This window comes from Gracilibacillus sp. JCM 18860, assembly GCF_055395245.1.
Genome location: NZ_AP043868.1, coordinates 1,926,977 through 1,951,098, shown reverse-complemented (window position 1 = coordinate 1,951,098; position 24,122 = coordinate 1,926,977). Strand labels below are relative to the sequence as shown.

Sequence of the window (24,122 nt, the reverse complement as noted above, 5' to 3'; positions counted from 1 at the left end):
TAAGAGGCCCTCACCACATTAGGTGATATGCTCCCCCTAAAGTAGACACTTAAAAAAGTAAAACTACTTTAGGGGGATTTTTATGCGTTTAAATAGTAAGCATACAGCTGAAGAGTTGGAATGGTATATTCAAATGTATCTGAAAGATGGAATGAGTATTAAAGAATTACGTGAAACATTTGGTTTATTATTAAGTGAATCGGCCTTTCGTCAAAAGGTGCTGAGATACCAAAATCATGGTCTAAAAGGAATTCAAACGACATCAAGAAATAATCATTACAGTGAAGAGTTTAAACAGTCCGTTATTAACGAGTACCTCGTAGAATGTATACCCTTTAAACAATTAGCTCGGAAATATAGTATTCCAAATCCTGATACTGTAAGAAGTTGGATCATCAAGTATACTAGAGGGGAAAAGAATCGGAGTTATTCTCCCAAACCCGAGGTGTATACGATGAAGAGTCGAAAAACGACACAAGAAGAGAGAATTGAAATCGTCAAAGATTGTTTAAATACTGGTTTATTGTATAAGGAAACAGCTAAAAAATATCAAGTTTCTTATAATAATGTTTATTCATGGGTTCAAAAGTACAAAGAGCATGGCCCTGACGGGCTGGTAGATGGACGAGGTCGCGGAAAGCCAGACAAGATCCAAACAGATGAAGAAAAGTTACGAACGGAAATTGAGGCATTAAAAGCACGAAATGAGTACCTTGAAACAGAGAATACTGCGTTAAAAAAGTTAGAAGAAGAGGAAAGAGAGTTGATGTTACGCAAACGCGGCATGAGGCCGAATACCAAACCATTAAAAAACTCGAAAAAAAGGGATTCAAAATAACCATACTTTGTGAAGCATTAGGTGTGAGTCGCTCGGGTTATTATAAGTGGTTCCATCGGAAACCAACAAAAACAGAGAAGCGCTTAAGACACTTGAGCGCTTGCATTCAAAAGATATATGACGAACATAAAGGGATTTATGGTTATCGTCGAATCACGATCTATCTCAACCACTTCCTTAACGCTCAAGTGAATCATAAATGTGTGTACCGCTTGATGCGCTTAGTAGGCTTAAAAGCCGTTATCCGTCGGAAACGTTACAACTATAGACCACATAAACCGCAACACGTGGCTGAAAATGTCCTAAATAGAGAATTTCAAGCAGAGTATAACGCGATGGAGGTCTTATTAACAGATGTCACTGAATTTAAGTACGGAGTTCATTCGAAAGCTTATTTAAGTGCCGTCTTAGATTATGGTGAAAATAAAATTGTAGCCTATAAATTATCCCGACATAATAACAATGCCTTAGTACGAGATACGATTACTCAGATTAAAGATACCATTATACCAGCGAAAACATTATTTCATAGTGATCGCGGCTTTCAATATACGTCCCATGGATTTAAACGTTTTGTGGAAGAACACCAGATTACCCAAAGCATGTCGCGTGTTGGTAAATGCATTGATAACGGTCCGATGGAAAACTTTTGGGGGATCATCAAGGAAGAGATGTATCGACTAACCACTCATAACACATTTGAGGAATTAGAAAAAGATATTGAGGCTTATATTGAATTTTATAATACAAAGCGCGTGACGTTGAAGATGGGGTTAAGAATTCCAGCATAAAAAAGCCATGCATGGAAACCATACATGGCACAAAATATTTTGTTTATTTACCTGTCTACTTGACAGGGGGCAGTTCAAGGTGAAGGGCCTTTTTAGTTATTGTTTATTTTGAAAAAGATCCTGAAATGCATGGAAAACCTCTATCCCTTGATATACAAATAGGGAAATAGCTGTTATAGAAAACATTCCGATCATAATAAAACGCGCCCAAAGCATGAAACCTCCTCCTCTCCTTCTTAAACTTATCCTTTAAGAGAGAGGTGGGTGATCAAATAATTTGATTGACACATTTTTGGAATGAGTTTTCTTTCTCTTATCTCTGTACTCGCAGTTCCGTTTGAAGTTAATACAATCGAAATCAGAATCGAACTCCAAATAAATGCTGATAGAATGAATAGTGAATTATCTGGTTGAAAATCAGTCTTCGAAACGGAATGATCTGCGACATCCATACTATGCTCCATCACGAGCACAGGGTGCATCGCTCCTGTTGAAATCGGGAGCATGCCATGAATAAGAATAGTGAACAAGAAGATGAGGGCAACATATTTTTTCAATTCTAATCCCTCCATTTTTAAACCATTCTCATTATATGTTCATTATACGCTTCAGATGACAATTCGTAAAGCAAGTGAAAGATCGGAGTCTAATCAATTAGATAAGCTTCACCTTATAAAACATATTTGTTGCGACTAGCACCAATACCAAAGCCAATCATTACGATCGTTACAAGGATAATGGCCATAAGAGAATTATCCCAGCTTCCAGTAAGATCAAATAATAATCCAACGATAATTGGTCCTACAGAAGCTAAAAGGTATCCAAATGACTGGGCCATCCCTGATAACTCTGCAGCTTGTCTGGCATTTTTTGTCCGTAGACCTAGAAGTGCTAATGCTAAGCTAATACTAGAGCCTAACGTAAAACCGATAAGCGTGATCGAAATTGTTGTTAGGATGATGGATGAGTGAAATAGTAACCCAATATAGCCGATAACTCCTGCACTACCGAAACCAAGAACGAGACTTCTTTGATTCTTTAATTTACCAGCAATAATAGGGGTAAGAAAGGTTGCTGGAAGACTTATAAATTGCATATAGGCGACAAACCAACCGGCAGTTGATGGTAAAAATCCATCTGCGATCAGAATCTCAGAAAGCCATGAAATCGTCACATAAAATAAGAAGGATTGAAGCCCCATAAATATGGTAACCTGCCAAGCAATACCAGATTTGAGCATCTTTCTAGCACTAGGCTCATATAGTTTTAAATCCTTTTCAGCTGGGGTGTTCTTCATCACAAATAGCCAAATAGCTATTCCAATTATTGTTATAACACTCCAGCTTGCCAGGGACAACTTCCAGCCGAGATCTATACCAGATGTTAGTGGGACACTGAGACCAGATCCAGCTGCTGCAAATGTAGACATACAGGTTGTATATACTCCTGTCATGATACCAATTTTACTAGGAAAGCTCCCTTTTATGAGACTCGGAAGAATAACGTTAATGATCGCAATACCAACGCCAACCAACGTGGTTCCGAGATAGAGAAGAGCGATTGTTGCAATGGATCGGATCCAAATTCCACTCATTAAAATAATTAATCCAATCAGTAATGCACGCATATTTCCAATTCGATTTGCTAACCTTGGTGCAATTGGAGACATGAAGGCAAATGCCAGTAGTGGTAGACTAGTAATGAACCCTACGCTCCAGTTACTAAGGGATAAATCATCACGAATCATACCTATTATAGGTCCAACCGATGTAATGGCAGGACGTAAATTGAAGGAAAGTATAATAATTCCAATGATTAAAAGCACTGTCTTTTTTTTAGTTAACTGCATTGATTTTCACCTGTTTCATAAGTTTTAATATCTATTCACATACAAATTATGTTAATATAATAGAAGAACACCTTATCTATCTTCGTAATTCATAGATAGAAAAATGGTAAGCTAATACCCTATAAAGGATAGCACAAAAACTTTATAAAAAAAATTTCCTTAGTTCAGACGAAAGAAGGTTACCTATGGATAACAAATTTATATCAGAATTACTCTCATGGTTAAAAGCACTATTAATAGCAGTAGTTATTGTTCTAGTTTGTCGCCATTTTTTATTCACTCCATCTATTGTTAAGGGTGAGTCCATGATGCCTAATTTACAGGATGGGGATCGCATTATTTTAAGTAAGATAAGTGAAATAGAGCGATTTGACGAAATAGCTTTCGAAGCCCCGGACTCTGAAGATAATTATGTTAAAAGAGTAATTGGTATTCCAGGTGATAGTATCGAAATGAAAAATGACCATTTATTCATAAACGGCAAGGAATATAAAGAAGATTACTTGACAGCATACAAAGAAACGCTACCTGAAGGGGAAAGCTTAACGAATGATTTTACCCTCTATAATTTGACAGGTGAAGAAACAGTTCCTGATGGGAAATTCTTTGTGCTTGGAGATAATCGTCGTGTGAGCAAGGATAGTCGCTCCTTTGGATTCATTGATGAGGAATCCATTATTGGAGATGTGAAAATGAGAATCTGGCCACTCGATTCGATTGGGTGGATCAACTAGACATATATATCGCTTTCTTGACAGAATGGAACTCACATGTTTTATTAGAATTAATTGAATACAAAAATTCCACTAGGGGTGCCATCGGAATGGCTGAGATAAGAATAGTTCTTCTTGATCCCTTTGAACCTGAACTAGTTAAAGCTGGCGGAGGGAAGTGGAGTCGGTCAAAAGTGATAGATTGATGTAATAAATAACCGCTCCATTTATATAAGGGGCGGTTTTTTTATTTCCCTTCATTTCGTAAAAAGAGAGGAGAAAGGTTTATGTCCAATCAAATAGTAAGTGCAGTAACGATAGCCGGTACAGATCCTTCTGGTGGTGCAGGGATCCAAGCAGATCTAAAAACATTTCAGGAAAGAGAAGTCTATGGAATGAGTGTCATTACATCGGTTGTCGCACAAAACACTAAGGGGGTAAAGGCAGTAGAGCATCTCCCCATTGATTTTATAGAAAAACAGTTTGATGCGGTATGGGAGGACATTACCCCACATGCCGTCAAGACTGGAATGATTGCTACCATTGAGATGATGGAGCTCATTGCAAAAAAACTTACAAACAGTAAAATCCCATTTGTTATTGATCCAGTGATGATTGCTAAAAGTGGTGATCCATTAATGGAAGAGAAGTCTCGCGAGGTTATTCGGGATATACTCCTACCACTTGCAACGGTTGTTACGCCAAACGTACCAGAAGCAGAGTTTCTAGTAGGTTTTTCCATCAACTCACAAAAGGACACTGAAAAAGCAGCCAAAGTGTTGGTCCATCAATTAGGGGCAAAAGCGGCTGTAGTGAAAGGTGGACATCTTGATGGCGATGCGAAGGATGTATTATATGATGGGGCTCAATTTGATTATTTCAGTACGAAAAGAATCGATACACCTCACACCCACGGAACAGGCTGTACGTTCTCAGCAGCCATTACGGCCGAGCTAGCTAAAGGTAAATCAATTAACGAAGCGGTGGGGCTTGGAAAAGAATTTATTACAGATGCTATTCAACATTCTCTGTTACTAGGCAAAGGGAATGGCCCAACTAATCATTGGGGATATCGACTAAAAGGATTACCAAATAGAGGAGAAATGGAATAATGAAGCTAACACAGATTCAACTATTGCGGGAAAAACAACCATTAATTCATAATATTACCAACCAAGTAGTGATGAACTTTACAGCAAATGGCTTATATGCAATAGGTGCATCACCTGTTATGGCGCATGCTAAAGAAGAAGTAGAGGAAATGGCTCAAATAGCGGATGCGGTCGTTTTAAATATTGGTACATTGACGCAAGATCAGGTGGATGCCATGATCCTTGCAGGTAAATCAGCTAATAAAGCGGGAGTGCCCGTCGTTTTAGATCCAGTAGGTGTAGGAGCAACTACATTTCGCACATCCTCTGCTTTAAGAATATTAGACGAAGTAGATGTAACGATTATAAGAGGAAATGCTGGCGAGGTTGCTAATTTAGCCGGTATGGAGGTAAAAGTGAAGGGGGTTGATGTGACGGGTGACCTTCAGAACGAAAATCTTGCAACACTTGCTGCTAAAAAATTTAATACAAATATTGCGATAACAGGGGAAGTGGATGTAGTGACAAATGGGCTATCAAGATATAGGATCACTAATGGTCATCCATTGCTAACAAAAGTCACAGGTACAGGCTGTCTATTATCCGCTGTGATTGGGGCATTTTTAGCAGTAGAGAAGGATGTCTTAACCGCAGCTACTACAGCCATCAGCTATTACGGGGTTGCTGCTGAAGAAGCAGCCCAACAGTCCAATTTGCCAGGCAGTTTTCAAATCACCTTCTTGGATCAACTGAATCATTTAAACATGGAGGCTTTTGAGAGAAAATCACGTATTTCAATGGGAACATTAGGGAGTGAACATTTTTGATGAAGCCGTCTATTTTGCAGGTTTATTTTATTTTAGGAACGAATAATACAGAACAAGATCCATTAGAGGTATTGGAGGAAGCCCTTCAAGGAGGAGTGAGCCTTTTCCAATTTCGAGAAAAAGGGAAAGGAGCACTCATCGGAGAGGAAAAGAAGCAGATGGCTTTGAAGATGAGAGGGCTTTGTCACCAGTACGATGTCCCATTTCTGATTAATGATGATATCGATCTCGCGCTAGAAATCGGGGCAGATGGTGTTCATATTGGGCAGGAGGATGAACCTTTTGTACAGGTGAAAAGCAGATGCCCGGATCATTGGATTATTGGTGTTTCTGCAACGAATGAAAAGGAAGCAATTAAAGCAAAAGAGGATGGAGCAGATTACATCGGAGTTGGCCCCATATATGGAACGAATACAAAGGAGGATGCAAAGCAGCCAATAGGAGAAAATGGTTTAAGGAATATTCGTGAGCAAGTCGGAGATTTGCCAATTGTGGCGATTGGTGGAATTAAGTTGGGCCATATATTCGGACTAAGAAAAGCTGGCGCGGATGGCGTATCTATTATTACGGCCATTAGTCGTTCGAAAAAACCAAAGGAAATGGCTCACTTATTTAGAAAATTTGCTCATTATCAATCAAATTGAATCAATAGCCACTTGCTTGGGTTGTCTGATAGACTAATATATAGAGGAGGCAGATAGGATGCGTTTAAAGGATAAGAAAGTGATTGCATTATTAGAGGAAGACTTTGAAGATTTAGAATTATGGTATCCTGTATTAAGATTGCGAGAAGAAGGCGCAATCGTAGATTTAGTCGCAAAAGAAGCGAAGAAAAAGTATTTCGGAAAATACGGAGTACCGGCAGAATCGGATTATAGTTTTTCACAAATCGATGTAAATGACTATGATGCGATACTCGTACCAGGTGGTTGGGCGCCTGATAAACTTAGGCGTTATCGAGAAGTGTTAGATATGGTGAGATCTATGAATGAGCAGCAAAAGCCAATTGGTCAGATTTGCCATGCTGGCTGGGTACTTATTTCTGCTGGCATTTTGCGAGGGAAAAAAGTCACCAGTACCCCAGGAATCAAGGATGATATGACTAACGCTGGTTCCTTATGGTTTGATGAAGCTGTCGTAACGGATGGACACATTGTTTCTAGCCGCAGACCACCAGATTTACCCCCATATGTAAAAGCATTTGCTGATCTACTAGCAGCAAATTAAGGAGGAGCCGCAGAAGGCTCCTTTTTTTACACGTTAGAAAAGTATAAAATCTTTACACAGCAGAAGTTCGACGTAGCGGAGATTTTAAGGTGCCAAGTATAAGCAAAACTAGGCATTCTCCAAAAGACGAGCGAATGCGAGTTTTTCTAACATTATTTTTTGGTGAAGATGTGCTTATCTAGCATTTTTAACTTGAAATGATGAAGAGATTTGATACAATGAAGCTTATCGTTTTTGTTAAAGTACTAGCAGAGTAAATGCTGGAAAAAAAGCAGTAGATGGAATGGCAATGGGTACACTACCTACATTTTAGCCAGCAGTTAGGGGCGGAATACGAAGTGAAGCAAATCAATGTATCATCAAAGATAGTCTTAGCAATCTTTATGATTGGTACCTTTTCTGTTGGGATGACAGAGTATGTTGTAACAGGATTACTGACACAATTTGCAAACGATTTAGATGTCGATGTTTCAACAACAGGATTACTATTAAGTGTTTATGCGATAAGTGTAGCAGTGTTTGGACCAATTCTTAGAATGGTTACATTAAAATTCTCCCCCAAGCCACTCCTAGTTGGACTGATGGCTTTATTTGTTATCAGCAATATTATTGCTGCAACAGCACCAAGCTTTGAAGTATTATTACTATCTAGATTATTGTCTGCTGCTATGCATGCTCCGTTTTTTGGCCTGTGTATGGCGATAGCTGTGAATATATCTGCACCACATAAAAGAACAGGTGCGATTGCAGCTGTGCAAGGAGGACTTACCATTGCCATTATGCTAGGTGTACCTTTCGGCTCCTTTCTAGGCGGTATGTTAGATTGGAGATTGGTTTTTTGGTTTATGGTAATTCTAGGAATAATTACCTTAACGGCTCTTGTAATCGTGACACCCAATCAGGAGACAACAGATGTACCAAAATTGAAAAAAGAGCTTAAAATATTCCGTAATAAAAATGTCCTGATGGTTATATTCATTATCGTCTTTGGTTTTTCAGGTGTGTTCACTGCATATACGTTTATGGAACCAATGATTAGAGAGTTCACAGGCTTTGGAGTTACAGGTATTACAGCTACTTTATTTTGCTTTGGTGTAGGATCCGTTATTGGGAATTTTGCTTCTGGAAAAATTCAGGAAGCACGCTTAACAGAGTATCTTATGCTAGCATTAGCTAGTTTAGCAGTTGTTTTGTTGATTTTTGCGTTTACTGTTCAATTTGCTGCACTAGCACTGATTGCCAGCTTTTTATTTGGTGCAGGGACGTTTGGGACATCTCCAATCCTGAATTCTAAAATAATTTTGGCCGCAACAGAAGCTCCATTACTATCAGGAACTATTGCAGCTTCTGTTTTCAACTTAGCAAATTTTATTGGAGCAACACTCGGAACCGTATTATTAAAGAATGGCTTCTCTTATGTCATGATTACAGTAATTGCTGCAGGTATCATCGGATTGGGTTTCATTTTAGCCATTGTGACACATTTGGTGGAAGACAAGGAAGTATTTCGGGTAGTGCGGTCTGATTCATGAGTAGGAATGATGTCTTTCAGGATGTATAGTGTCAAAAATTGTTTGATAATGTTTGAAAACGGGCATAATATAGAGACTGGACGTGGAATAGGGGTTGAGTAAATGAGAAAATACAATGCTGTTTTTTGGATAGCACTTTCCATCTGTGCCCTCATTGTTTTATGGGGCATGATTGATCCAAAAAATTTGAAGGATTCAACACAAGCAATCACTACATATATTTCTGAATATTTTGGCTGGTATTATTTACTTATCATCATGGTTTTCTTAGCTTTTTGTATTTATCTTATTTTTTCTCGTATAGGGAAATTGCGGTTAGGTAAAGACAATGAAAGACCTGAATATTCAACCGCTTCATGGTTTGCCATGCTTTTTAGTGCAGGTATGGGAATGGGGTTAGTATTTTGGACTACAGCAGAGCCTATCTCACATGCTTTTAAAAGCTCACCAAATGCAGAAGTAGGATCAAATGAAGCGATTCGCGAGTCATTACAATATTCCTTCTTTCATTGGGGAATTCACGCATGGGCGGTATATGCTATTGTCGCCTTAGCACTCGCTTATTTTAAATTTAAAAAAGATTATCCAGGACTAATTAGTGCTACCCTTACACCTGTTTTTGGGGAGAGGGCAATGAAAGCGACTCCTGGTAAATTAATTGATATCTTAGCCATTTTTGCAACAGTCGTCGGTGTGGCATCCACGCTAGGCTTTGGATCTGCTCAGATTAATGGTGGTCTAGCTTATCTATTTGATACACCTAATAATTTTACGATGCAGCTTGTTATTTTAGCTGTGGCGACTGCCCTTTTTATTTTATCTGCATGGTCAGGGATTGGTAAGGGGATCAAATACTTAAGTAATATTAATATGGGGCTAGGATTTTTCTTATTACTTTTGTTATTTATTGTAGGTCCTACACTTTATATTCTGAATATGTTTACTGCTACATTAGGAAGCTATATCGCTAATTTTTTCGATATGAGTTTTCGTCTTGCCCCATTAAATGAAAAAGGACGTACTTGGATTGATAACTGGACGATCTTCTATTGGGCATGGTGGATATCATGGGCTCCATTTGTCGGTATATTTATTGCAAGAATATCTCGTGGTCGAACGATTAAACAATTTATGGTCGGAGTATTATTCGTACCAGCCCTAGTCTGCTTTATTTTTTTCGCAGTCTTTGGGGTATCTGCGCTAAATATTGAACAAAATGGAATAGAGGCAATTTCTGCATATACGTTAGAGACCACAACTTTTGGGATGCTGCAGCATTATCCATTAGGTGACTTTATGGCTTTAATTACAGTCTTTGTGATCGCGATTTTCTTTATCACTTCTGCCGATTCTGCTACCTTTGTCTTGGGAATGCTTAGCTCTAATGGATCGATTAATCCAGCAAATTCGATCAAAATTGCTTGGGGGTTAGCAATGTCAGCGATGGCTGCCATTATTGTATACTTTGGTGGAACAGCGGGACTACAGAACATGTTAATTATTGCCGCACTCCCATTTTCGGTAATTATGATTCTGATGTTAGTATCCTTTCTTAAGATAGTAAAAAAGGATGTTAGAAAGGATAAAAAACCAAGAAAAAGAGTGAGTTAATTTATTTTGCTGATTACTGAATATTTAAGAAAAGAACCTCCGGACTATTTTATTCGGAGGTTTATGCTTTTGCTGATAAGGAATATAGTCAATATAAAGGCTTTGATTGCATAAATTCTCCTAAAATCATTTGTCTTTTGCTACAATAAATATAACAAATGGAAGAAAATTGTGGAGATTGTATCTAGATTAGATGGGAGTATGAATATGGATATTTTATGGTGGATATTAATTATTGCTTGTTTTGTGCTGGCATTTGTAGGGATTGTTTTTCCGATTATACCGGCAGTGTTAGTAATCTGGGTGGGATTTTTTCTGTATCAATTTTTATTGACAACAGACAATATTGGCTGGGTCTTTTGGATTGCAATGGCCATTTTAACGATTATATTAATCCTGTCTGATATTATTGCAAATAGCTACTTTGTCAAAAAATATGGTGGCTCCAAGTGGGGCGAGCGGATGGCGGGTTTAGGAGTGATTGTCGGTTCCTTTATCATTCCGCCGTTTGGGATTATTATCGTTCCATTTATCTTAGTCATTATCACAGAATTAATACAAAAAAGAACGAGTGGTGATGCAATGAAGGCAGCATATGGTTCCTTACTTGGTTTTTTAGGTGGGACAGTTGCTAAAATCGTCATTCAACTAATTATGATCATTTGGTTTTTCATCGCCATTTAAATACATCGAGGTGTTAGCAATGGAAAGAGTATTGACGATTGCAGGTGCTGCTGCACAAGGAAGTGCAGGAATTCAAGCAGATTTAAAGACGTTTCAGGAAAGAAACGTCTATGGAATGTCTGCAATCACAGCAACAGTAACAAATCAATCAAGAACAGAAAAGAAAATTTTTTTGCGTACGATAGAGGAAATCGAAGCACAGCTATATACAGCAGTAGAAAAGGTAGGAATCGATGCGATCAAAACTGGAATGCTTTTTTCTACTACTATTATTGAAAGGGTAGTGACATTCATAGCGCGAAACAAGTCCCCTTATTTAGTAGTAGATCCAGTCATGATTGGCAAAATGGGCTCTCAATTATTAGCAGATGATGCGATCGAAGTATTGAAAAAGCAATTAATTCCTTTGGCCACCATTATAACGCCAAACCGATTAGAAGCAGCAAGGCTTTTAAATAAAAAAATTCCCGAAACGGTAGAGGAATTAAAGGCATATGCCGTTCAATTACATGAGCTAGGCGGTTCCTATGTATTTGTAAAAGGTGGGAAAATGGAAGGGAAGGCAGTAGATGTATTGTATGACGGAGAAAGTTGTCACATATATGAGACAGAATTTGTTGATACGATACATACAAGTGGTGCTGGATGTAGCTTTGCGGCTTGCTTAACTGCTGAATTAGCAAAAGGAGTCGAGATAAGGGATGCAATCGAGATAAGCAAATCTTATGTCTATTATGCGATTAAGCATAGCTTATCCTTTGGAAAAGGGGTGGGCTCCGTTCAACCAGCAGCCTACCGCTTGTTTCATAATTCTAGTCAATAAAGGAAGTGGTGGGGTCATAATAATTATATAAGGTGAATGAGAATCCGAACAATCCTCTGATTGAGCGTAGTCAAAATACGGAGACTCCTGTGGGAACAGCACGAGCTGAAGATCCACTTTGTAAAGTGGTTTTCTTTGCAAAGTTAGCAGACCGCCGTGCCCACTGTAAAGGAAACACTGCGAAAGTTTACTTGAGCAGATGTTGACTTATGCCCGATGGGTAAAAGCGGAGTATTTTGACGGAGCGGTTACAGTGCAGAAGTTCGGATTTTCTCTATTTTATTACTCTTTTGTCCCAATCTCTTTTCTTTTTTTGTTTAAATAAACAGAATTTTGGAAAAAAGTGAAACCATGTTTATTTTTGGACGTATATATTAATAGAGGTAAAAGTATTTAATGGAGGTGTCTGCGTGCAACCAGCAATGCAGTTAAAGAATGTGAATAAAAGCATTGGTAAGAAAAAAATTATTAAAGACTTAAGCTTTGAGATTTATCCAGGTGAAGTTTTCGGATTTTTAGGACCAAATGGGGCCGGAAAAACGACAACGATTAGAATGATGGTAGGTCTAATGAAGATATCGGCAGGGGATATCCTAATTAATGGGGTAAGTGTGAGCAAAAATTATAAACAAGCAGTCCGACAAGTTGGGGCTATTGTGGAAAATCCAGAAATGTATCCATTCATGAGTGGATGGAAAAATTTAAAGCATTTTGCTCGAATGATACCTGGTATTACGGATGAACGTATCAAGGAAGTGATTGCATTAGTAGGTTTAGAGAAGGCAATTCATGAAAAAGTAGGAAAGTATTCCTTAGGTATGCGTCAGCGTATTGGAGTGGCTCAGGCATTATTACATAATCCTTCTATTCTTATTTTAGATGAACCAACCAACGGACTCGATCCTGCAGGAATAAGAGAAATAAGACAGTATATTAGAAAACTTGCAGAGGAAGAAAATGTTGCGGTCATTGTTTCTAGTCACTTATTATCAGAAATTGAGCTTATGTGTGATCGAATTGGTATTATTAAAAATGGAGAGCTTGTAACAGTGGAAAAGGTTGCAGATGAGTCAAACGAAGATCAAGATCTTCAAGTATTGATAGAGGTCTCTCCTATTGATACAGCAGTTAAAGTGATAGAAGATGCCTTTAACATATCGGCATCCATAGAAGAGAACAAATTAGCTATCAAAACAAAGAAGGAAATCATACCTCAGATCATTCAAGAACTAGTGAAACACCAGCTAGAAATCTATGAAGTAGTAACAAATAATGCTAGCCTTGAAGATAAATTCTTTGAAATGATTGGAGAGAACACGATTGCGTAACTTTTTTTCTTTAATAAATAATGAACAAATCAAGCTCTATAGTCGATTTTCGACATGGTCGATGTATATAATCCTTGCTGGTATTATCCTAGCATCAGGATTAATTACCTTCTTCTTTTCAGATGGACTTGAGGAATATGGAGATAATTGGCGAGAAGAATTACAAGCAAAAAATGAAGAATATTTAGAAATGCAAGCAGAAGACGAAGTGTTTGGTGATTTGTATGCATATGATATTGCCAAAAATGAATATTACTTAGAGAACGATATTAAGCCATTGTCTTATGATGCATGGCAATTTGCCCTGGAGAACGCAGGCTTAACCATGTTAGTTAGTTTATTTACGATCATTGTTGCTGCAAGTATCGTATCAAGTGAGTTTAAATGGGGGACGATTAAGCTTTTATTAATTCGCCCAATTTCTCGAGGTAAGATTTTATGGACAAAATATGTGAATGTATTAATCTTTTCTATTTCGATGCTTATATTCTCCTTTTTAATTAATTTAATCATTGGAGCTATTCTATTTGGTATAAATGGATTAAGCCCTAATATAGTAATAGAAGGGGCAAATGGGTTTGAACAAGTAAGTGTTGTTTCTGAAATATTGACAAAGTACGGCTTAAATATGGTAAATTTAATCATAATGGCTACATTCGCTTTTATGATCTCCACTTTATTTAGAAATAATAGTATGGCAATTGGACTTGCGATTTTCTTGATGTTCGCAGGGGATATCATTGTGAGTTTCCTGTCTAAATACGATTGGGCGAAATTTATATTATTTGCAAACACGAACTTAAATCAATATATGGGGAATCAAAGCCCTGTAATTGATGGAATGACCTTAGGCTTTTCCATAACCGTGCTTGTTGTATACTATATTATCTTTTTACTTGTTTCATGGTTATCCTTTACAAGAAGAGATGTAGCTGGACATTAAAGAGAGGAGAATGAAAATTGAGAAGAACTGCTGAAGTAGTATTAACCTTTATTGGAGCATTTGTTTATTTAATTGGCGCTTTTTTAGGAGGTATGTTTACGATGTTCGAAGACCTCCTAAACCAACAAGAGTTTGTTGATCAAGTAGAACAAACCGACCCTAGTCTTAACCCTAAAGATATTGAAATGGTGTTAGAAAGTGCAAGTAGCTTCGGTGTATATATTCTAGTCATTTCGATTGCTGCTATCGTTCTAGGAATTGTTTCCATGTTCTTGTTTAAAGGAAATAATAAACCAAAGGCTGCAGGTATTATTCTGATCGTAGTTGGGGGATTATCCACTTTACTTACCATTGGCTTTGGTATCTTTGCAGGAATATTCTACATCATTGCAGGTATTATGGGAGTTGCCCGTAAACCAAAGCAGGAAGTATCCCTCGAACAGTATTAATAAAGATCACAACGTTCCACGATATATTTTGGAATCAAAGCCAGACATTAATTCGTGTCTGGCTTTTTCTTCTTTCTCCGTTTGAGAAGAACAATGGTGATAACGAAGATTATCAATAAAAGAACGATAATCGGTGCATTACCAATTAAAAAAACAAAAATGGTAGATACCAATGTGACTAGAAATTGAATACTTTCTTTAAATTGTTCCTTCGTTTTTTCCCAGGTACTAGCCGACTCGTTTTGTACGGATGGTAAAGAGGTATTATTTTCTTTGATATAGAGATCAATTGTAGCAAAGTCTGATTGGTTTTCTAAATATTTAATTTTACCCGTTAGTTGTTCTATTTCTTCTTGTACTTCCGCTAAATCGGCAGATATTTTTAGTAAATCCTCTGTTTTCTCTGCCTTTTCCATAAAGGAAAGCAAGCGTTTTTCCACTACCTCTTTTGCTTCTAGTCTTGCGGTTAAATCCACATATTGCTCTGTTACATCCTCCCCGCTAACAGCTTTCTCCTGCACCTTCATATTCCCTTCATCTAAAATCGTCAAAAAGGATTGAAATTGCTTTGCCGGGATTCTTACGGTCATGCTTCCTTGTTGGGTTTTTTCTTCTTGATGCTGAGAAGCTTGAGACGAAACGATATAGCCACCTTTTTTTAAGGTTTCCTCTTCTATAAATTTAGTTGCTTCAGTGAAATTAGAAGTTTCAATGGTTAGACTGGCATTATAGATGATTTTTCGGTTAGCAACCTCTGTTTCTGTGGCATTCGAAGAATCGTTAGCATTCTTATCATTCTCTACAGCCGATTCAGTTTGTAGATTGTTTGCTCGACTATCTTCTTTATTGGCCATACTGAAATCCTGTGGAGCTTCAGCTTGCTCGTCCGCTGTACTCTCCGCTAATTCACTACTATCATTGTTCGAACAGGCTGTGAGAAATAGAATCAAAACAAAAATGAATAAGCACCATTTTTTAAACATAGGAACCCCCTTTTTTTAGATTAGACGTCCGATCTGTTGATTGGTTACAAGAAATTGAAATTAATAATTATTCATTTCCTTGTATGATTTACGGCACTGTCCTAAGCAAAACGTATTTATGTAAATAATACTTTTGTTAGTTAGCGTAATAATTCAAACGACTTTTTAAAAAAATAAATTTTTTTCAGCATAACTATTGAATTAATATACTGAATAGTGCATAATAATACATAATTACTTCAAACGAATAGGAATTAATAGATATTAGACTTAAGGAGAGATTATTAATGAGTAAAGAAAAAGTAGTATTAGCATATTCTGGGGGACTTGATACTTCTGTTGCTATTAAATGGTTACAGGATAAATATAATTATGATGTGATTGCAGTAGGCTTAGATGTAGGGGAAGGTAAGGATTTAGAATTTGTTAAAAATAAAGCGATCGATGTTGGTGCGATTAAATCTTATTCAGTTGATGCAAAGCAATTGTTTGCAGAAGATTTTGTATTACCTGCACTTCAAGCGAACGTCATGTATGAAAATAAATACCCGTTAGTTTCCGCACTTTCTCGTCCACTAATTGCAAAAGTATTAGTAGACATTGCAGAAAAAGAAGGTGCGGTTGCCGTTGCGCATGGTTGTACTGGTAAAGGTAATGACCAAGTTCGTTTTGATGTGGCATTTACAGCACTAAATCCAGAACTGAAAATTGTAGCACCAGTTCGTGAATGGAAAATGACTAGAGACGAAGAAATTAAATATGCAGAAGAAAACGGTATTCCTATTCCAATAGATTTAGATAGTCCATATAGTGTTGATCAAAACCTGTGGGGACGTGCGAACGAATGTGGTATTTTAGAGGATCCGTGGGCAGTTGCTCCGAAAGATGCCTTTGAGCTAACAGTTGATCCTATTGATGCACCTGACCAACCAGAAATTGTCGAGATTGAGTTCAAACAAGGAAAACCTGTTGCCATTAATGGTGAAGAATATCCATTACACGAATTAATCTTAAAATTAAACGATATAGCTGGTAAACATGGTGTTGGAAGAATTGATCATGTCGAAAACCGCCTTGTAGGTATTAAATCACGTGAAATTTATGAAGCACCTGCAGCGATCACTTTAATTAAAGCACATCAAGAGATCGAATCCATCACTTTGCCAAGAGAGGTGACGAAGTTTAAGCCAGTGGTAGAACAGCAATTAGAGCAGGCAATTTATGATGGTTTATGGTTTACCCAGCTAACCGATGCGTTAAAAGCATTTATTACAGAAACACAAAAATATGTAAATGGTGTAGCAAAGGTTCAACTATACAAAGGTCAAGCATTTGTTGTTGGTCGTAAATCGGATAATTCACTGTATGATTTCAATTTAGCGACATATAACAAGGGTGACGCATTTGATCATGAAGCAGCACTTGGCTTTATCAAGCTTTGGGGCTTACCAACAAAAGTGCATTCAACCGTGAATGATGTTCATGCAGACAAAGCAAAAATTATGGAAAAAACGAAAATTGATATAAAGGAATCAGTGACACAATGAAATTATGGGGCGGACGTTTTACAAAACCAACAAATGAATTAGTAGATGAGTATACAGCATCCATCAGCTTCGATCAAAAGCTTGCACAATATGATATTCAAGGTAGTCTTGCACATGTAGAAATGCTAGCAAAATGTGAGATTATACCGAAAGAAGATGCAGAGAAGATTAAACAAGGCCTACAGGTAGTTGCAGAAAAAATAGCAACAGGAAAAGCAGAGCTAACCGAAGCAAATGAAGATATTCATATGAACGTAGAAAAACTTTTAATCGATGAAATAGGTGCTGTTGGTGGTAAGCTACACACCGGGAGAAGTAGAAACGATCAGGTGGCATTAGATATGCGTCTGTATCTAAGAGATGCACTAGTAACATTAGTGGAGCTTTTAACCAAACTACAGGATGCTTTAATTAAGCAGTCTAACGAGAACCTTGATACGATTCTTCCTGGCTATACACACCTACAACGTGCGCAGCCAGTATTGTTCGCCCATCATATGATGGCATATGTCTCCATGTTCGAGCGAGATGTAGAGCGGCTAAAAGATAGCTATAAACGCGTCAATCGTTCCCCATTAGGAGCAGGGGCGTTAGCGGGTACGACCTTTCCAATTGATCGCCATTTCGTAGCAGAGCAATTAAATTTCGATGGTGTGGTGGAGAATAGCTTAGATGCCGTGAGTGATCGGGATTTTGTTGTCGAATTTTTGTCCAATGCATCCTTAGTGATTATGCACTTATCTCGCTTAAGTGAGGAGCTCGTGCAATGGTCAAGTGCAGAATTTAATTTTATTGAATTAGATGATGCCTTTTGTACAGGAAGCAGCATGATGCCACAAAAGAAAAACCCAGACGTAGCAGAGCTTGTTCGTGGTAAGTCTGGTCGAGTTTATGGACATTTAATGGGCATGTTAACAACACTAAAGGGTTTACCAATTGCGTATAATAAAGATATGCAAGAGGACAAGGAAGGTATGTTTGATACAGTAGAAACAATCAAAGGCGCATTGGCATTATTTGCACCAATGATTGAAACAATGGAAGTGAAAAAGGATAATATGTATGCAGCAGTTGCGGAGGATTTTTCGAATGCTACAGATTTAGCAGATTATTTAGTAAACAAGGGTTTACCTTTCCGTGAGGCGCATGCAGTAGTTGGGCAAGTGGTGCTTCATTGTATCCAAGAGAACAAGTATTTGTTAGACCTTCCGCTTGAGGCGTTCAAACAGTTTTCTGACCTTATCGAAGAGGATATTTATCAAGTACTTTCGCCTAAAACGGTTGTCAATGCAAGAGACATTGTCGGAGGAACCGCGAAAAACAGAGTAGAGGATCAAATAAAGCTTGCTAGCAGTCGATTAGAAGAAAGCAAGCATTGGATAGCAGTTTTTGCAGAAAAAGTAAATGTACTAAAGAAAAACTAAGTCCCTTCCTTATAAGAGGCTTAGTTTTTCCTTTCCTTTATCGAACAAAATGAAATGAGAAGTAAAAGTTCTCATTTTTTTGTAAAAATAAATGCATAAATATAAATTTTATAGTATAATTATAAGAAATTGAAAATTCATCTTTAAATGAATAGATACAGTTTCTTGGTTTGACAAGGAGGAGATAATATTGCAGCAAACAAAAGGTTATCTTGTTTTAAATACTGGGGATGTTTTAGAAGGTAAATGGCTAGGAGCCCCGAAAAAAATGGAAGGTGAGCTCGTATTCAATACTGCAATGACAGGCTATCAGGAAGTGATGACAGATCCATCCTATGCAGGACAAATTGTTACGATGACTTATCCATTGATCGGAAATTATGGCTGGAATGAAATCGACTATGAAAGCTTAAAGCCCTCTGTCGCGGGTTTTATTGTATCAACATTAAGTGAAAACCCCGAGCATTATGAATCGAAAAATACAATGATTGAGATTCTTGAAAAATATCAGATATCTGCATTAGCTAATATTGACACACGTGCACTAACTAGGATTATTCGAGAAAAAGGGGAAGTGTATGGCAAAATTACGGACGATCCGGCTGACAAACCAATACTGAATGATGTTGATCCAGCAGTCGTATCCAGTGTATCAACGAAGGAAAAGCTTTTCTATAAAACAAGTAATCCTGCAAACCATCCAACCCCGCACGTTGTCGTGATGGATTTCGGTTATAAGCATTCGATTGCCCATTCATTACTAGAACTGGGCTGCGATGTTACAGTTGTACCATATGATACGGCTTTCCTTGAGATTCAACGAATAGCTCCAGATGGTGTATTATTATCCAATGGACCTGGAGATCCAAAAGCATTAAAAGATTTATCTGAAAATATCAAGCAAATTTCCGAGAGTTTTCCGACATTAGGAATTTGTTTAGGCCATCAGTTGATAGCTTTAGCACATGGTGCGACAACGAAGCGCCTTCCATACGGACACAGAGGAAGTAATCATCCAGTCAAAGATTTACAAACTGGTAAAGTCATGATTACCTCACAAAATCATGGCTATGTTGTAGATTATGATTCTGTTAATAATACGAATTGGTATGTATCTCATATCAATGTTAATGACAAATCGGTGGAAGGATTAAAACATAAATCACTGCCTTTAATGACCGTGCAGTTTCACCCTGAAGCACATCCAGGACCAATTGACACACACCATTTATTTGTAGATTTTATTCAGCAGTTTATTACTAAGGGAGAGAGACAGCATGCCTAAGTTGACAGATATAAAAAAAGTATTAGTAATTGGCTCCGGACCGATCGTTATCGGTCAGGCAGCCGAATTTGATTATGCTGGTACACAAGCATGTCTAGCTTTGAAAGAGGATGGAGTAGAAGTTGTTCTTGTTAATAACAACCCAGCAACCATTATGACAGATGAAAATATTGCCGATAAGGTTTATCTAGAACCATTAACGTGTGAATCGATAACGAAAATTATTGAAAAGGAACGACCTGATGGAATTTTGCCAACATTAGGTGGGCAAACCGGCTTGAATATGGCAGTACTCTTAGATGAGGCAGGAGTGCTAGAAAAATATCAAGTTACCTTATTAGGAACACCGCTTGAAACTATACAAAAAGGGGAAGACCGTGAAATATTCAAATCAATGATGAAGGAAATTAAAGAGCCAATTGCCGAAAGCTTGTCCACTTCTTCTGTTGATGAAGCACTCGATTTTGCTAGGAAGGTTGGTTATCCAATGATTGTACGTCCTGCATATACACTAGGCGGGGCTGGTGGTGGAATAGCGGATACAGAAGAAGAGCTCCGTCAAATTGTGAAAAACGGCCTTCATTATAGCCCAATTAATCAGGTATTAATTGAACAAAGTGTAAAGGGATGGAAAGAGATTGAATATGAAGTAATGCGTGATTCCAATGATACTTGCATTATTGTTTGTAACATGGAAAATTTTGATCCAGTTGGAGTGCACACAGGGGACAGTATTGTCGTAGCACCTTCTCAAACGTTAACAGATCGCCAGTATCAAATGCTCCGAACTTCTTCTGTAAAAGTGATCCGTGAATTAGGTGTGATTGGGGGTTGTAATATTCAATTCGCTTTAAATCCGGAAAACGATGATTATATTATTATTGAGGTAAACCCTAGGGTTAGTCGTTCCAGTGCTCTTGCATCCAAAGCAACCGGCTATCCAATAGCTCGGATTGCTGCTAAAGTTGCTCTTGGCTACCACTTAGATGAGGTCATTAACCCAATTACTGGTGATACATATGCCAGCTTTGAACCAGCGATCGATTATATTGCAGCCAAAATTCCGCGTTGGCCATTTGACAAATTCACACAAGCAGACCGATTACTTGGTACACAAATGAAAGCAACTGGTGAGGTGATGGCTCTAGCGCGCAATTTTCCAACTGCTATCAATAAAGCGATTCGTTCATTAGAGATCGGTCTCGACTCTATTTATCTACCTGGTATAGAGAAATGGACAGACGAAAAGCTTGTGCTAGCTTTAGATAAAGCAACTGATGAGCGATTGTTTGTCGTTACGGAAGCATTAAGACGTGGAAAGACAGTGGAGGAAATCCATAACATAACCCAAATTAATAATTATTTTTTGTATGAGTTAGAAGCAATGGTTAAAAAAGAGAAGGAGCTTGCCACAAAAGAATGGGATCAAATAAAAGTAGAGGATATTAAAGAGGCGAAAAGCTATGGCATATCTGACACTGCTCTTGCCAAAATATTAAATGTTTCAATTGAACAAATACAAGAAAAAATAAAAACAGAGAAATTAGCCCCATCCTTTAAGATGGTGGATACTTGTGCGGCGGAATTCTCTGCTGAAACCCCATATTTTTATAGTTCATGGAATGAAAGAGACGAGGTAGAAGCTCTAAGTGGTGAGAAGATAATGATCGTACTGGGGTCTGGTCCAATACGGATCGGACAAGGGGTAGAATTTGATTATTGCTCCGTTCATGCGGCTAAATCATTACAAGATCAAAAGATAGATGCCATTGTTATTAATAACAATCCAGAAACCGTCAGTACGGATTTCAATACAGCAGACCATTTGTATTTCGAGCCACTAACAGTGGAGGATGTTTTACATGTTGTTAGAAAGGAACAGGCTGAAGGAGTGTTAGTACAGTTTGGAGGCCAAACAGCGATTAATCTAGCAGACGGATTACAAAAAGCTGGTGTGAAGATTACAGGTACAGCTCTTGAAGCAATTGAAGCAGTGGAGGACCGTGACCAGTTTTATCAATTATTACAGAAATTAAACATCCCTCATATCCCAGGTGATACGGTAATGGCAGTAGAGGATGCAAAGGCAGTAGCCGAAAAAATCGGTTATCCTATCCTCCTTCGTCCATCGTATGTAATCGGTGGTCAGGGCATGGTCATCCTTTATAGTGAAACACAACTAGTCAATTATTTAGCAAATCTTGAGCAAAGCTCTCACGATAATCGCATCTTTCCACTCTTAATTGATCGTTATATTGAAGGCTACGAGGTCGAAGTGGATGCGATTTGTGATGGAGAGGATATTTTAATACCAGGTATTTTTGAACATGTAGAAAAAGCAGGAGTTCATTCAGGGGATAGTGTTGCTATTTTCCCTTCCCCTACTTTAACGGAAGCACATAAACAAACGATAGAAGCATATACACAGCAGATATCAAAGGCATTACATGTAAAAGGGATCATGAACATTCAATTTGTCCTAAGTGAAGATCGAAAAACAATTTATGTCTTGGAGGTAAACCCTCGTGCATCACGTACAGTCCCTATTGCAAGTAAGGTAACAGGAGTTCCAATGGTGGATTTAGCTACTCGTGTTCAAATGGGTGAAGCATTACAGGATCAAGCATGGAAATTAGGACTTCACCGTGAGGTCCCATACTACGCAGTAAAAATGCCAGTATTTTCCACAAATAAATTACCTGGTCTTGATCCGATCCTCGGTCCTGAGATGAAATCAACTGGGGAAGCAATCGGAATTGGAACAACCGTAGATCAAGCGATGGCTAAGGCATTTGGTTGGAAGGAAAATAGCTTAAAAGCTCTTACTGTAAATGATGTAATCTTCTTATCCTTAACAAAGGTAGATAAGGTACTAATCGAAGCATTACAACTACTCAATATACAGATTGAGGTAGATCCAAAAACAAAAGCCTTATTAGAAACGGAAGGTGTAACCATAAGTAAGGTAGTTAGTTTAGAAGTTGCGACCAACAATTGTCTTGATGAAAAATATGCCCTGATTGCTGATACGAACCGTACAGGAGAAAAAGATGAACATGTTGTTCTAAGAGAGGCAGGCTTGAAATCTGACACATTATGCTTCTCATCTAATGAGACATTAGTAGCCTATTTAAACGCAACAGAAGAGGCTTTAGAGGCACCTCAATCCATCCAGACCTATCGAAAAGACAAGAACCAAGTGAATAAGAAGGAGCGTGTGATCGGATGAGTTATAAAGAAAAGTTAAAAGGCAGAGATTTACTTACATTAGCGGACTACTCAAAAGCAGAAATCAGCTATTTATTAGAATTAGCTGACCAAATTAAGCAAAAAAGAAAAAAGGGCGAGATTTATGAACCTTTAAAAGGAAAAACATTAGGCATGATCTTTGAGAAGTCATCAACTCGTACACGCGTTTCCTTTGAGGCAGGTATTTATCAGCTTGGTGGAACTGGTCTATTTTTAAGTGCCAATGATATACAAATTGGTCGTGGGGAACCAATTTCTGATACAGCTAAGGTTTTGTCAGGTTACTTGGATGGTATAATGATTCGTACTTTTTCTCAACAGGATGTAGAGGATTTAGCCGAGAATGCTACGATTCCTGTTATTAATGGTCTTACAGATGAGTATCATCCATGCCAGGTTCTTGCTGATTTGCAGACAATGAAAGAAATAAAAGGTAAGCTTGAAGGCTTAAAACTCGCCTATATTGGAGACGGGAACAATATGGCACATTCCTTAATGATTGGCTGTGCCAAGATGGGCTTAGACGTAGCTATCGCAGCGCCAAACGGTTATCAGCCGAAAGACGAAATTACAGCAGTCGCTAAATCATTTGCTGAAGGAACGGAGGTATTAGTGACAGACGATGTTATCGAGGCTGTAAAAGATGCTGATGTCATCTATTCAGACGTATGGGCAAGCATGGGGCAGGAAGCTGAGCAGAATGAACGGGAAAAGGCATTTGCTGCTACTTATCAAGTAAACACGGAGCTTTTCTCCCATGCAAAGGAAGATGCCATATTCATGCATTGCCTTCCAGCGCACAGAGGAGAGGAAGTAACGTCAGAAATTATTGATGGGCCACAGTCTGTCGTATTCCAAGAAGCAGAAAACAGATTACATGCACAAAAAGCATTGATGGTTGCATTGATGGGTAGCTAGATTCCAATTA

21 protein-coding genes, 1 pseudogene and 1 riboswitch are annotated in these 24,122 nt (G+C 38.1%); of the genes and pseudogenes, 19 read left to right on the top strand and 3 right to left on the bottom strand.

Annotated elements, in window-relative coordinates:
* The first annotated feature begins 82 nt into the window (after positions 1-82).
* Positions 83-838, top strand: coding sequence for a helix-turn-helix domain-containing protein (locus ACZ5R4_RS09970; RefSeq protein WP_464368428.1), 756 nt, complete (start codon positions 83-85; stop codon positions 836-838).
* A pseudogene (locus ACZ5R4_RS09965) lies at positions 796-1,629 on the top strand (IS3 family transposase); the annotation flags it as partial. The gene ACZ5R4_RS09970 and the pseudogene ACZ5R4_RS09965, both read left to right, overlap by 43 nt.
* A 242-nt stretch (positions 1,630-1,871) precedes the next feature.
* Here ACZ5R4_RS09965 and ACZ5R4_RS09960 read toward each other — a convergent pair.
* Positions 1,872-2,186: a hypothetical protein gene (locus ACZ5R4_RS09960; protein WP_054861623.1), complete on the bottom strand. Its 315-nt coding sequence runs from the start codon at positions 2,184-2,186 to the stop codon at positions 1,872-1,874.
* Positions 2,187-2,299: 113 nt separating this feature from the next.
* A complete protein-coding gene (locus ACZ5R4_RS09955; protein WP_464368427.1) occupies positions 2,300-3,478 on the bottom strand; it encodes a CynX/NimT family MFS transporter in 1,179 nt (392 codons plus the stop codon).
* Positions 3,479-3,663: 185 nt separating this feature from the next.
* Between ACZ5R4_RS09955 and lepB the strand changes: the two genes are divergently transcribed.
* The 12 genes from lepB to ACZ5R4_RS09895 all read left to right on the top strand — a co-directional run bounded on the left by lepB (position 3,664) and on the right by ACZ5R4_RS09895 (position 14,706).
* Positions 3,664-4,212 (top strand): signal peptidase I, encoded by a 549-nt coding sequence (gene lepB / locus ACZ5R4_RS09950; RefSeq protein WP_054788213.1) that lies wholly within the window; start codon positions 3,664-3,666, stop codon positions 4,210-4,212.
* A gap of 64 nt (positions 4,213-4,276) precedes the next feature.
* A riboswitch (TPP riboswitch) is annotated at positions 4,277-4,385 on the top strand.
* A 93-nt stretch (positions 4,386-4,478) separates the two neighbouring features.
* Positions 4,479-5,303, top strand: coding sequence for a bifunctional hydroxymethylpyrimidine kinase/phosphomethylpyrimidine kinase (thiD, locus tag ACZ5R4_RS09945; protein WP_109984798.1), 825 nt, complete (start codon positions 4,479-4,481; stop codon positions 5,301-5,303).
* Positions 5,303-6,109: a hydroxyethylthiazole kinase gene (gene thiM, locus ACZ5R4_RS09940; RefSeq protein ID WP_464368426.1), complete on the top strand. Its 807-nt coding sequence runs from the start codon at positions 5,303-5,305 to the stop codon at positions 6,107-6,109. Before thiD (ACZ5R4_RS09945) ends, thiM begins: the two co-directional genes overlap by 1 nt.
* Positions 6,109-6,753 carry a thiamine phosphate synthase gene (thiE, locus tag ACZ5R4_RS09935; RefSeq protein WP_464368425.1) on the top strand — a complete coding sequence of 215 codons (645 nt, stop codon included), beginning with the start codon at positions 6,109-6,111 and terminating at the stop codon, positions 6,751-6,753. Before thiM ends, thiE begins: the two co-directional genes overlap by 1 nt.
* 58 nt (positions 6,754-6,811) lie before the next feature.
* Positions 6,812-7,336 (top strand): type 1 glutamine amidotransferase domain-containing protein, encoded by a 525-nt coding sequence (locus tag ACZ5R4_RS09930; protein WP_109984800.1) that lies wholly within the window; start codon positions 6,812-6,814, stop codon positions 7,334-7,336.
* 383 nt (positions 7,337-7,719) lie between these two features.
* Positions 7,720-8,868 carry an MFS transporter gene (locus ACZ5R4_RS09925; protein ID WP_109984854.1) on the top strand — a complete coding sequence of 383 codons (1,149 nt, stop codon included), beginning with the start codon at positions 7,720-7,722 and terminating at the stop codon, positions 8,866-8,868.
* A gap of 102 nt (positions 8,869-8,970) precedes the next feature.
* A complete protein-coding gene (locus ACZ5R4_RS09920) occupies positions 8,971-10,479 on the top strand; it encodes a BCCT family transporter (RefSeq protein ID WP_464368424.1) in 1,509 nt (502 codons plus the stop codon).
* Between the two features lie 207 nt (positions 10,480-10,686).
* A complete protein-coding gene (locus ACZ5R4_RS09915) occupies positions 10,687-11,163 on the top strand; it encodes a DUF456 domain-containing protein (RefSeq protein ID WP_054861635.1) in 477 nt (158 codons plus the stop codon).
* Between the two features lie 19 nt (positions 11,164-11,182).
* Positions 11,183-11,986 (top strand): bifunctional hydroxymethylpyrimidine kinase/phosphomethylpyrimidine kinase, encoded by an 804-nt coding sequence (gene thiD, locus ACZ5R4_RS09910; RefSeq protein WP_109984802.1) that lies wholly within the window; start codon positions 11,183-11,185, stop codon positions 11,984-11,986.
* Between the two features lie 422 nt (positions 11,987-12,408).
* Positions 12,409-13,314, top strand: a complete 906-nt coding sequence (locus ACZ5R4_RS09905; RefSeq protein ID WP_054788231.1) for an ABC transporter ATP-binding protein — start codon at positions 12,409-12,411, stop codon at positions 13,312-13,314.
* Entirely contained in the window at positions 13,307-14,257 is a 951-nt protein-coding gene (locus ACZ5R4_RS09900) for an ABC transporter permease (RefSeq protein WP_109984803.1), read from the top strand. Before ACZ5R4_RS09905 ends, ACZ5R4_RS09900 begins: the two co-directional genes overlap by 8 nt.
* A 17-nt stretch (positions 14,258-14,274) precedes the next feature.
* Positions 14,275-14,706 (top strand): DUF4064 domain-containing protein, encoded by a 432-nt coding sequence (locus ACZ5R4_RS09895; RefSeq protein WP_109984804.1) that lies wholly within the window; start codon positions 14,275-14,277, stop codon positions 14,704-14,706.
* Positions 14,707-14,753: 47 nt separating this feature from the next.
* On the opposite strand, the gene ACZ5R4_RS09890 is transcribed toward ACZ5R4_RS09895, so the two are convergent.
* Positions 14,754-15,689 (bottom strand): DUF4349 domain-containing protein, encoded by a 936-nt coding sequence (locus ACZ5R4_RS09890; RefSeq protein ID WP_054861629.1) that lies wholly within the window; start codon positions 15,687-15,689, stop codon positions 14,754-14,756.
* A gap of 287 nt (positions 15,690-15,976) precedes the next feature.
* Between ACZ5R4_RS09890 and ACZ5R4_RS09885 the strand changes: the two genes are divergently transcribed.
* From ACZ5R4_RS09885 to argF, 5 genes are all read left to right on the top strand, one after another.
* A complete protein-coding gene (locus ACZ5R4_RS09885) occupies positions 15,977-17,236 on the top strand; it encodes an argininosuccinate synthase (protein ID WP_109984806.1) in 1,260 nt (419 codons plus the stop codon).
* A complete protein-coding gene (gene argH, locus ACZ5R4_RS09880) occupies positions 17,233-18,660 on the top strand; it encodes an argininosuccinate lyase (RefSeq protein WP_277678191.1) in 1,428 nt (475 codons plus the stop codon). The genes ACZ5R4_RS09885 and argH overlap by 4 nt, the downstream gene beginning before the upstream one ends.
* A gap of 190 nt (positions 18,661-18,850) precedes the next feature.
* Positions 18,851-19,945, top strand: coding sequence for a carbamoyl phosphate synthase small subunit (locus ACZ5R4_RS09875; RefSeq protein ID WP_109984808.1), 1,095 nt, complete (start codon positions 18,851-18,853; stop codon positions 19,943-19,945).
* Entirely contained in the window at positions 19,938-23,174 is a 3,237-nt protein-coding gene (carB, locus tag ACZ5R4_RS09870; protein ID WP_464368423.1) for a carbamoyl-phosphate synthase (glutamine-hydrolyzing) large subunit, read from the top strand. The genes ACZ5R4_RS09875 and carB overlap by 8 nt, the downstream gene beginning before the upstream one ends.
* A complete protein-coding gene (gene argF / locus ACZ5R4_RS09865) occupies positions 23,171-24,112 on the top strand; it encodes an ornithine carbamoyltransferase (RefSeq protein WP_109984810.1) in 942 nt (313 codons plus the stop codon). The genes carB and argF overlap by 4 nt, the downstream gene beginning before the upstream one ends.
* The last annotated feature ends 10 nt before the right edge of the window (positions 24,113-24,122 follow it).

Excerpts from the sequence above, each read along its gene's own strand:
- ACZ5R4_RS09970 (WP_464368428.1), top strand. The coding sequence starts at position 83 with ATGCGTTTAAATAGTAAGCATACAGCTGAAGAGTTGGAATGGTATATT.
- ACZ5R4_RS09955 (WP_464368427.1), bottom strand. The coding sequence starts at position 3,478 with ATGCAGTTAACTAAAAAAAAGACAGTGCTTTTAATCATTGGAATTATT.
- lepB (WP_054788213.1), top strand. The coding sequence starts at position 3,664 with ATGGATAACAAATTTATATCAGAATTACTCTCATGGTTAAAAGCACTA.
- thiD (WP_109984798.1), top strand. The coding sequence starts at position 4,479 with ATGTCCAATCAAATAGTAAGTGCAGTAACGATAGCCGGTACAGATCCT.
- thiM (WP_464368426.1), top strand. The coding sequence starts at position 5,303 with ATGAAGCTAACACAGATTCAACTATTGCGGGAAAAACAACCATTAATT.
- thiE (WP_464368425.1), top strand. The coding sequence starts at position 6,109 with ATGAAGCCGTCTATTTTGCAGGTTTATTTTATTTTAGGAACGAATAAT.
- ACZ5R4_RS09930 (WP_109984800.1), top strand. The coding sequence starts at position 6,812 with ATGCGTTTAAAGGATAAGAAAGTGATTGCATTATTAGAGGAAGACTTT.
- ACZ5R4_RS09925 (WP_109984854.1), top strand. The coding sequence starts at position 7,720 with ATGATTGGTACCTTTTCTGTTGGGATGACAGAGTATGTTGTAACAGGA.
- ACZ5R4_RS09920 (WP_464368424.1), top strand. The coding sequence starts at position 8,971 with ATGAGAAAATACAATGCTGTTTTTTGGATAGCACTTTCCATCTGTGCC.
- ACZ5R4_RS09915 (WP_054861635.1), top strand. The coding sequence starts at position 10,687 with ATGGATATTTTATGGTGGATATTAATTATTGCTTGTTTTGTGCTGGCA.
- thiD (WP_109984802.1), top strand. The coding sequence starts at position 11,183 with ATGGAAAGAGTATTGACGATTGCAGGTGCTGCTGCACAAGGAAGTGCA.
- ACZ5R4_RS09905 (WP_054788231.1), top strand. The coding sequence starts at position 12,409 with ATGCAGTTAAAGAATGTGAATAAAAGCATTGGTAAGAAAAAAATTATT.
- ACZ5R4_RS09890 (WP_054861629.1), bottom strand. The coding sequence starts at position 15,689 with ATGTTTAAAAAATGGTGCTTATTCATTTTTGTTTTGATTCTATTTCTC.
- ACZ5R4_RS09885 (WP_109984806.1), top strand. The coding sequence starts at position 15,977 with ATGAGTAAAGAAAAAGTAGTATTAGCATATTCTGGGGGACTTGATACT.
- argH (WP_277678191.1), top strand. The coding sequence starts at position 17,233 with ATGAAATTATGGGGCGGACGTTTTACAAAACCAACAAATGAATTAGTA.
- carB (WP_464368423.1), top strand. The coding sequence starts at position 19,938 with ATGCCTAAGTTGACAGATATAAAAAAAGTATTAGTAATTGGCTCCGGA.
- argF (WP_109984810.1), top strand. The coding sequence starts at position 23,171 with ATGAGTTATAAAGAAAAGTTAAAAGGCAGAGATTTACTTACATTAGCG.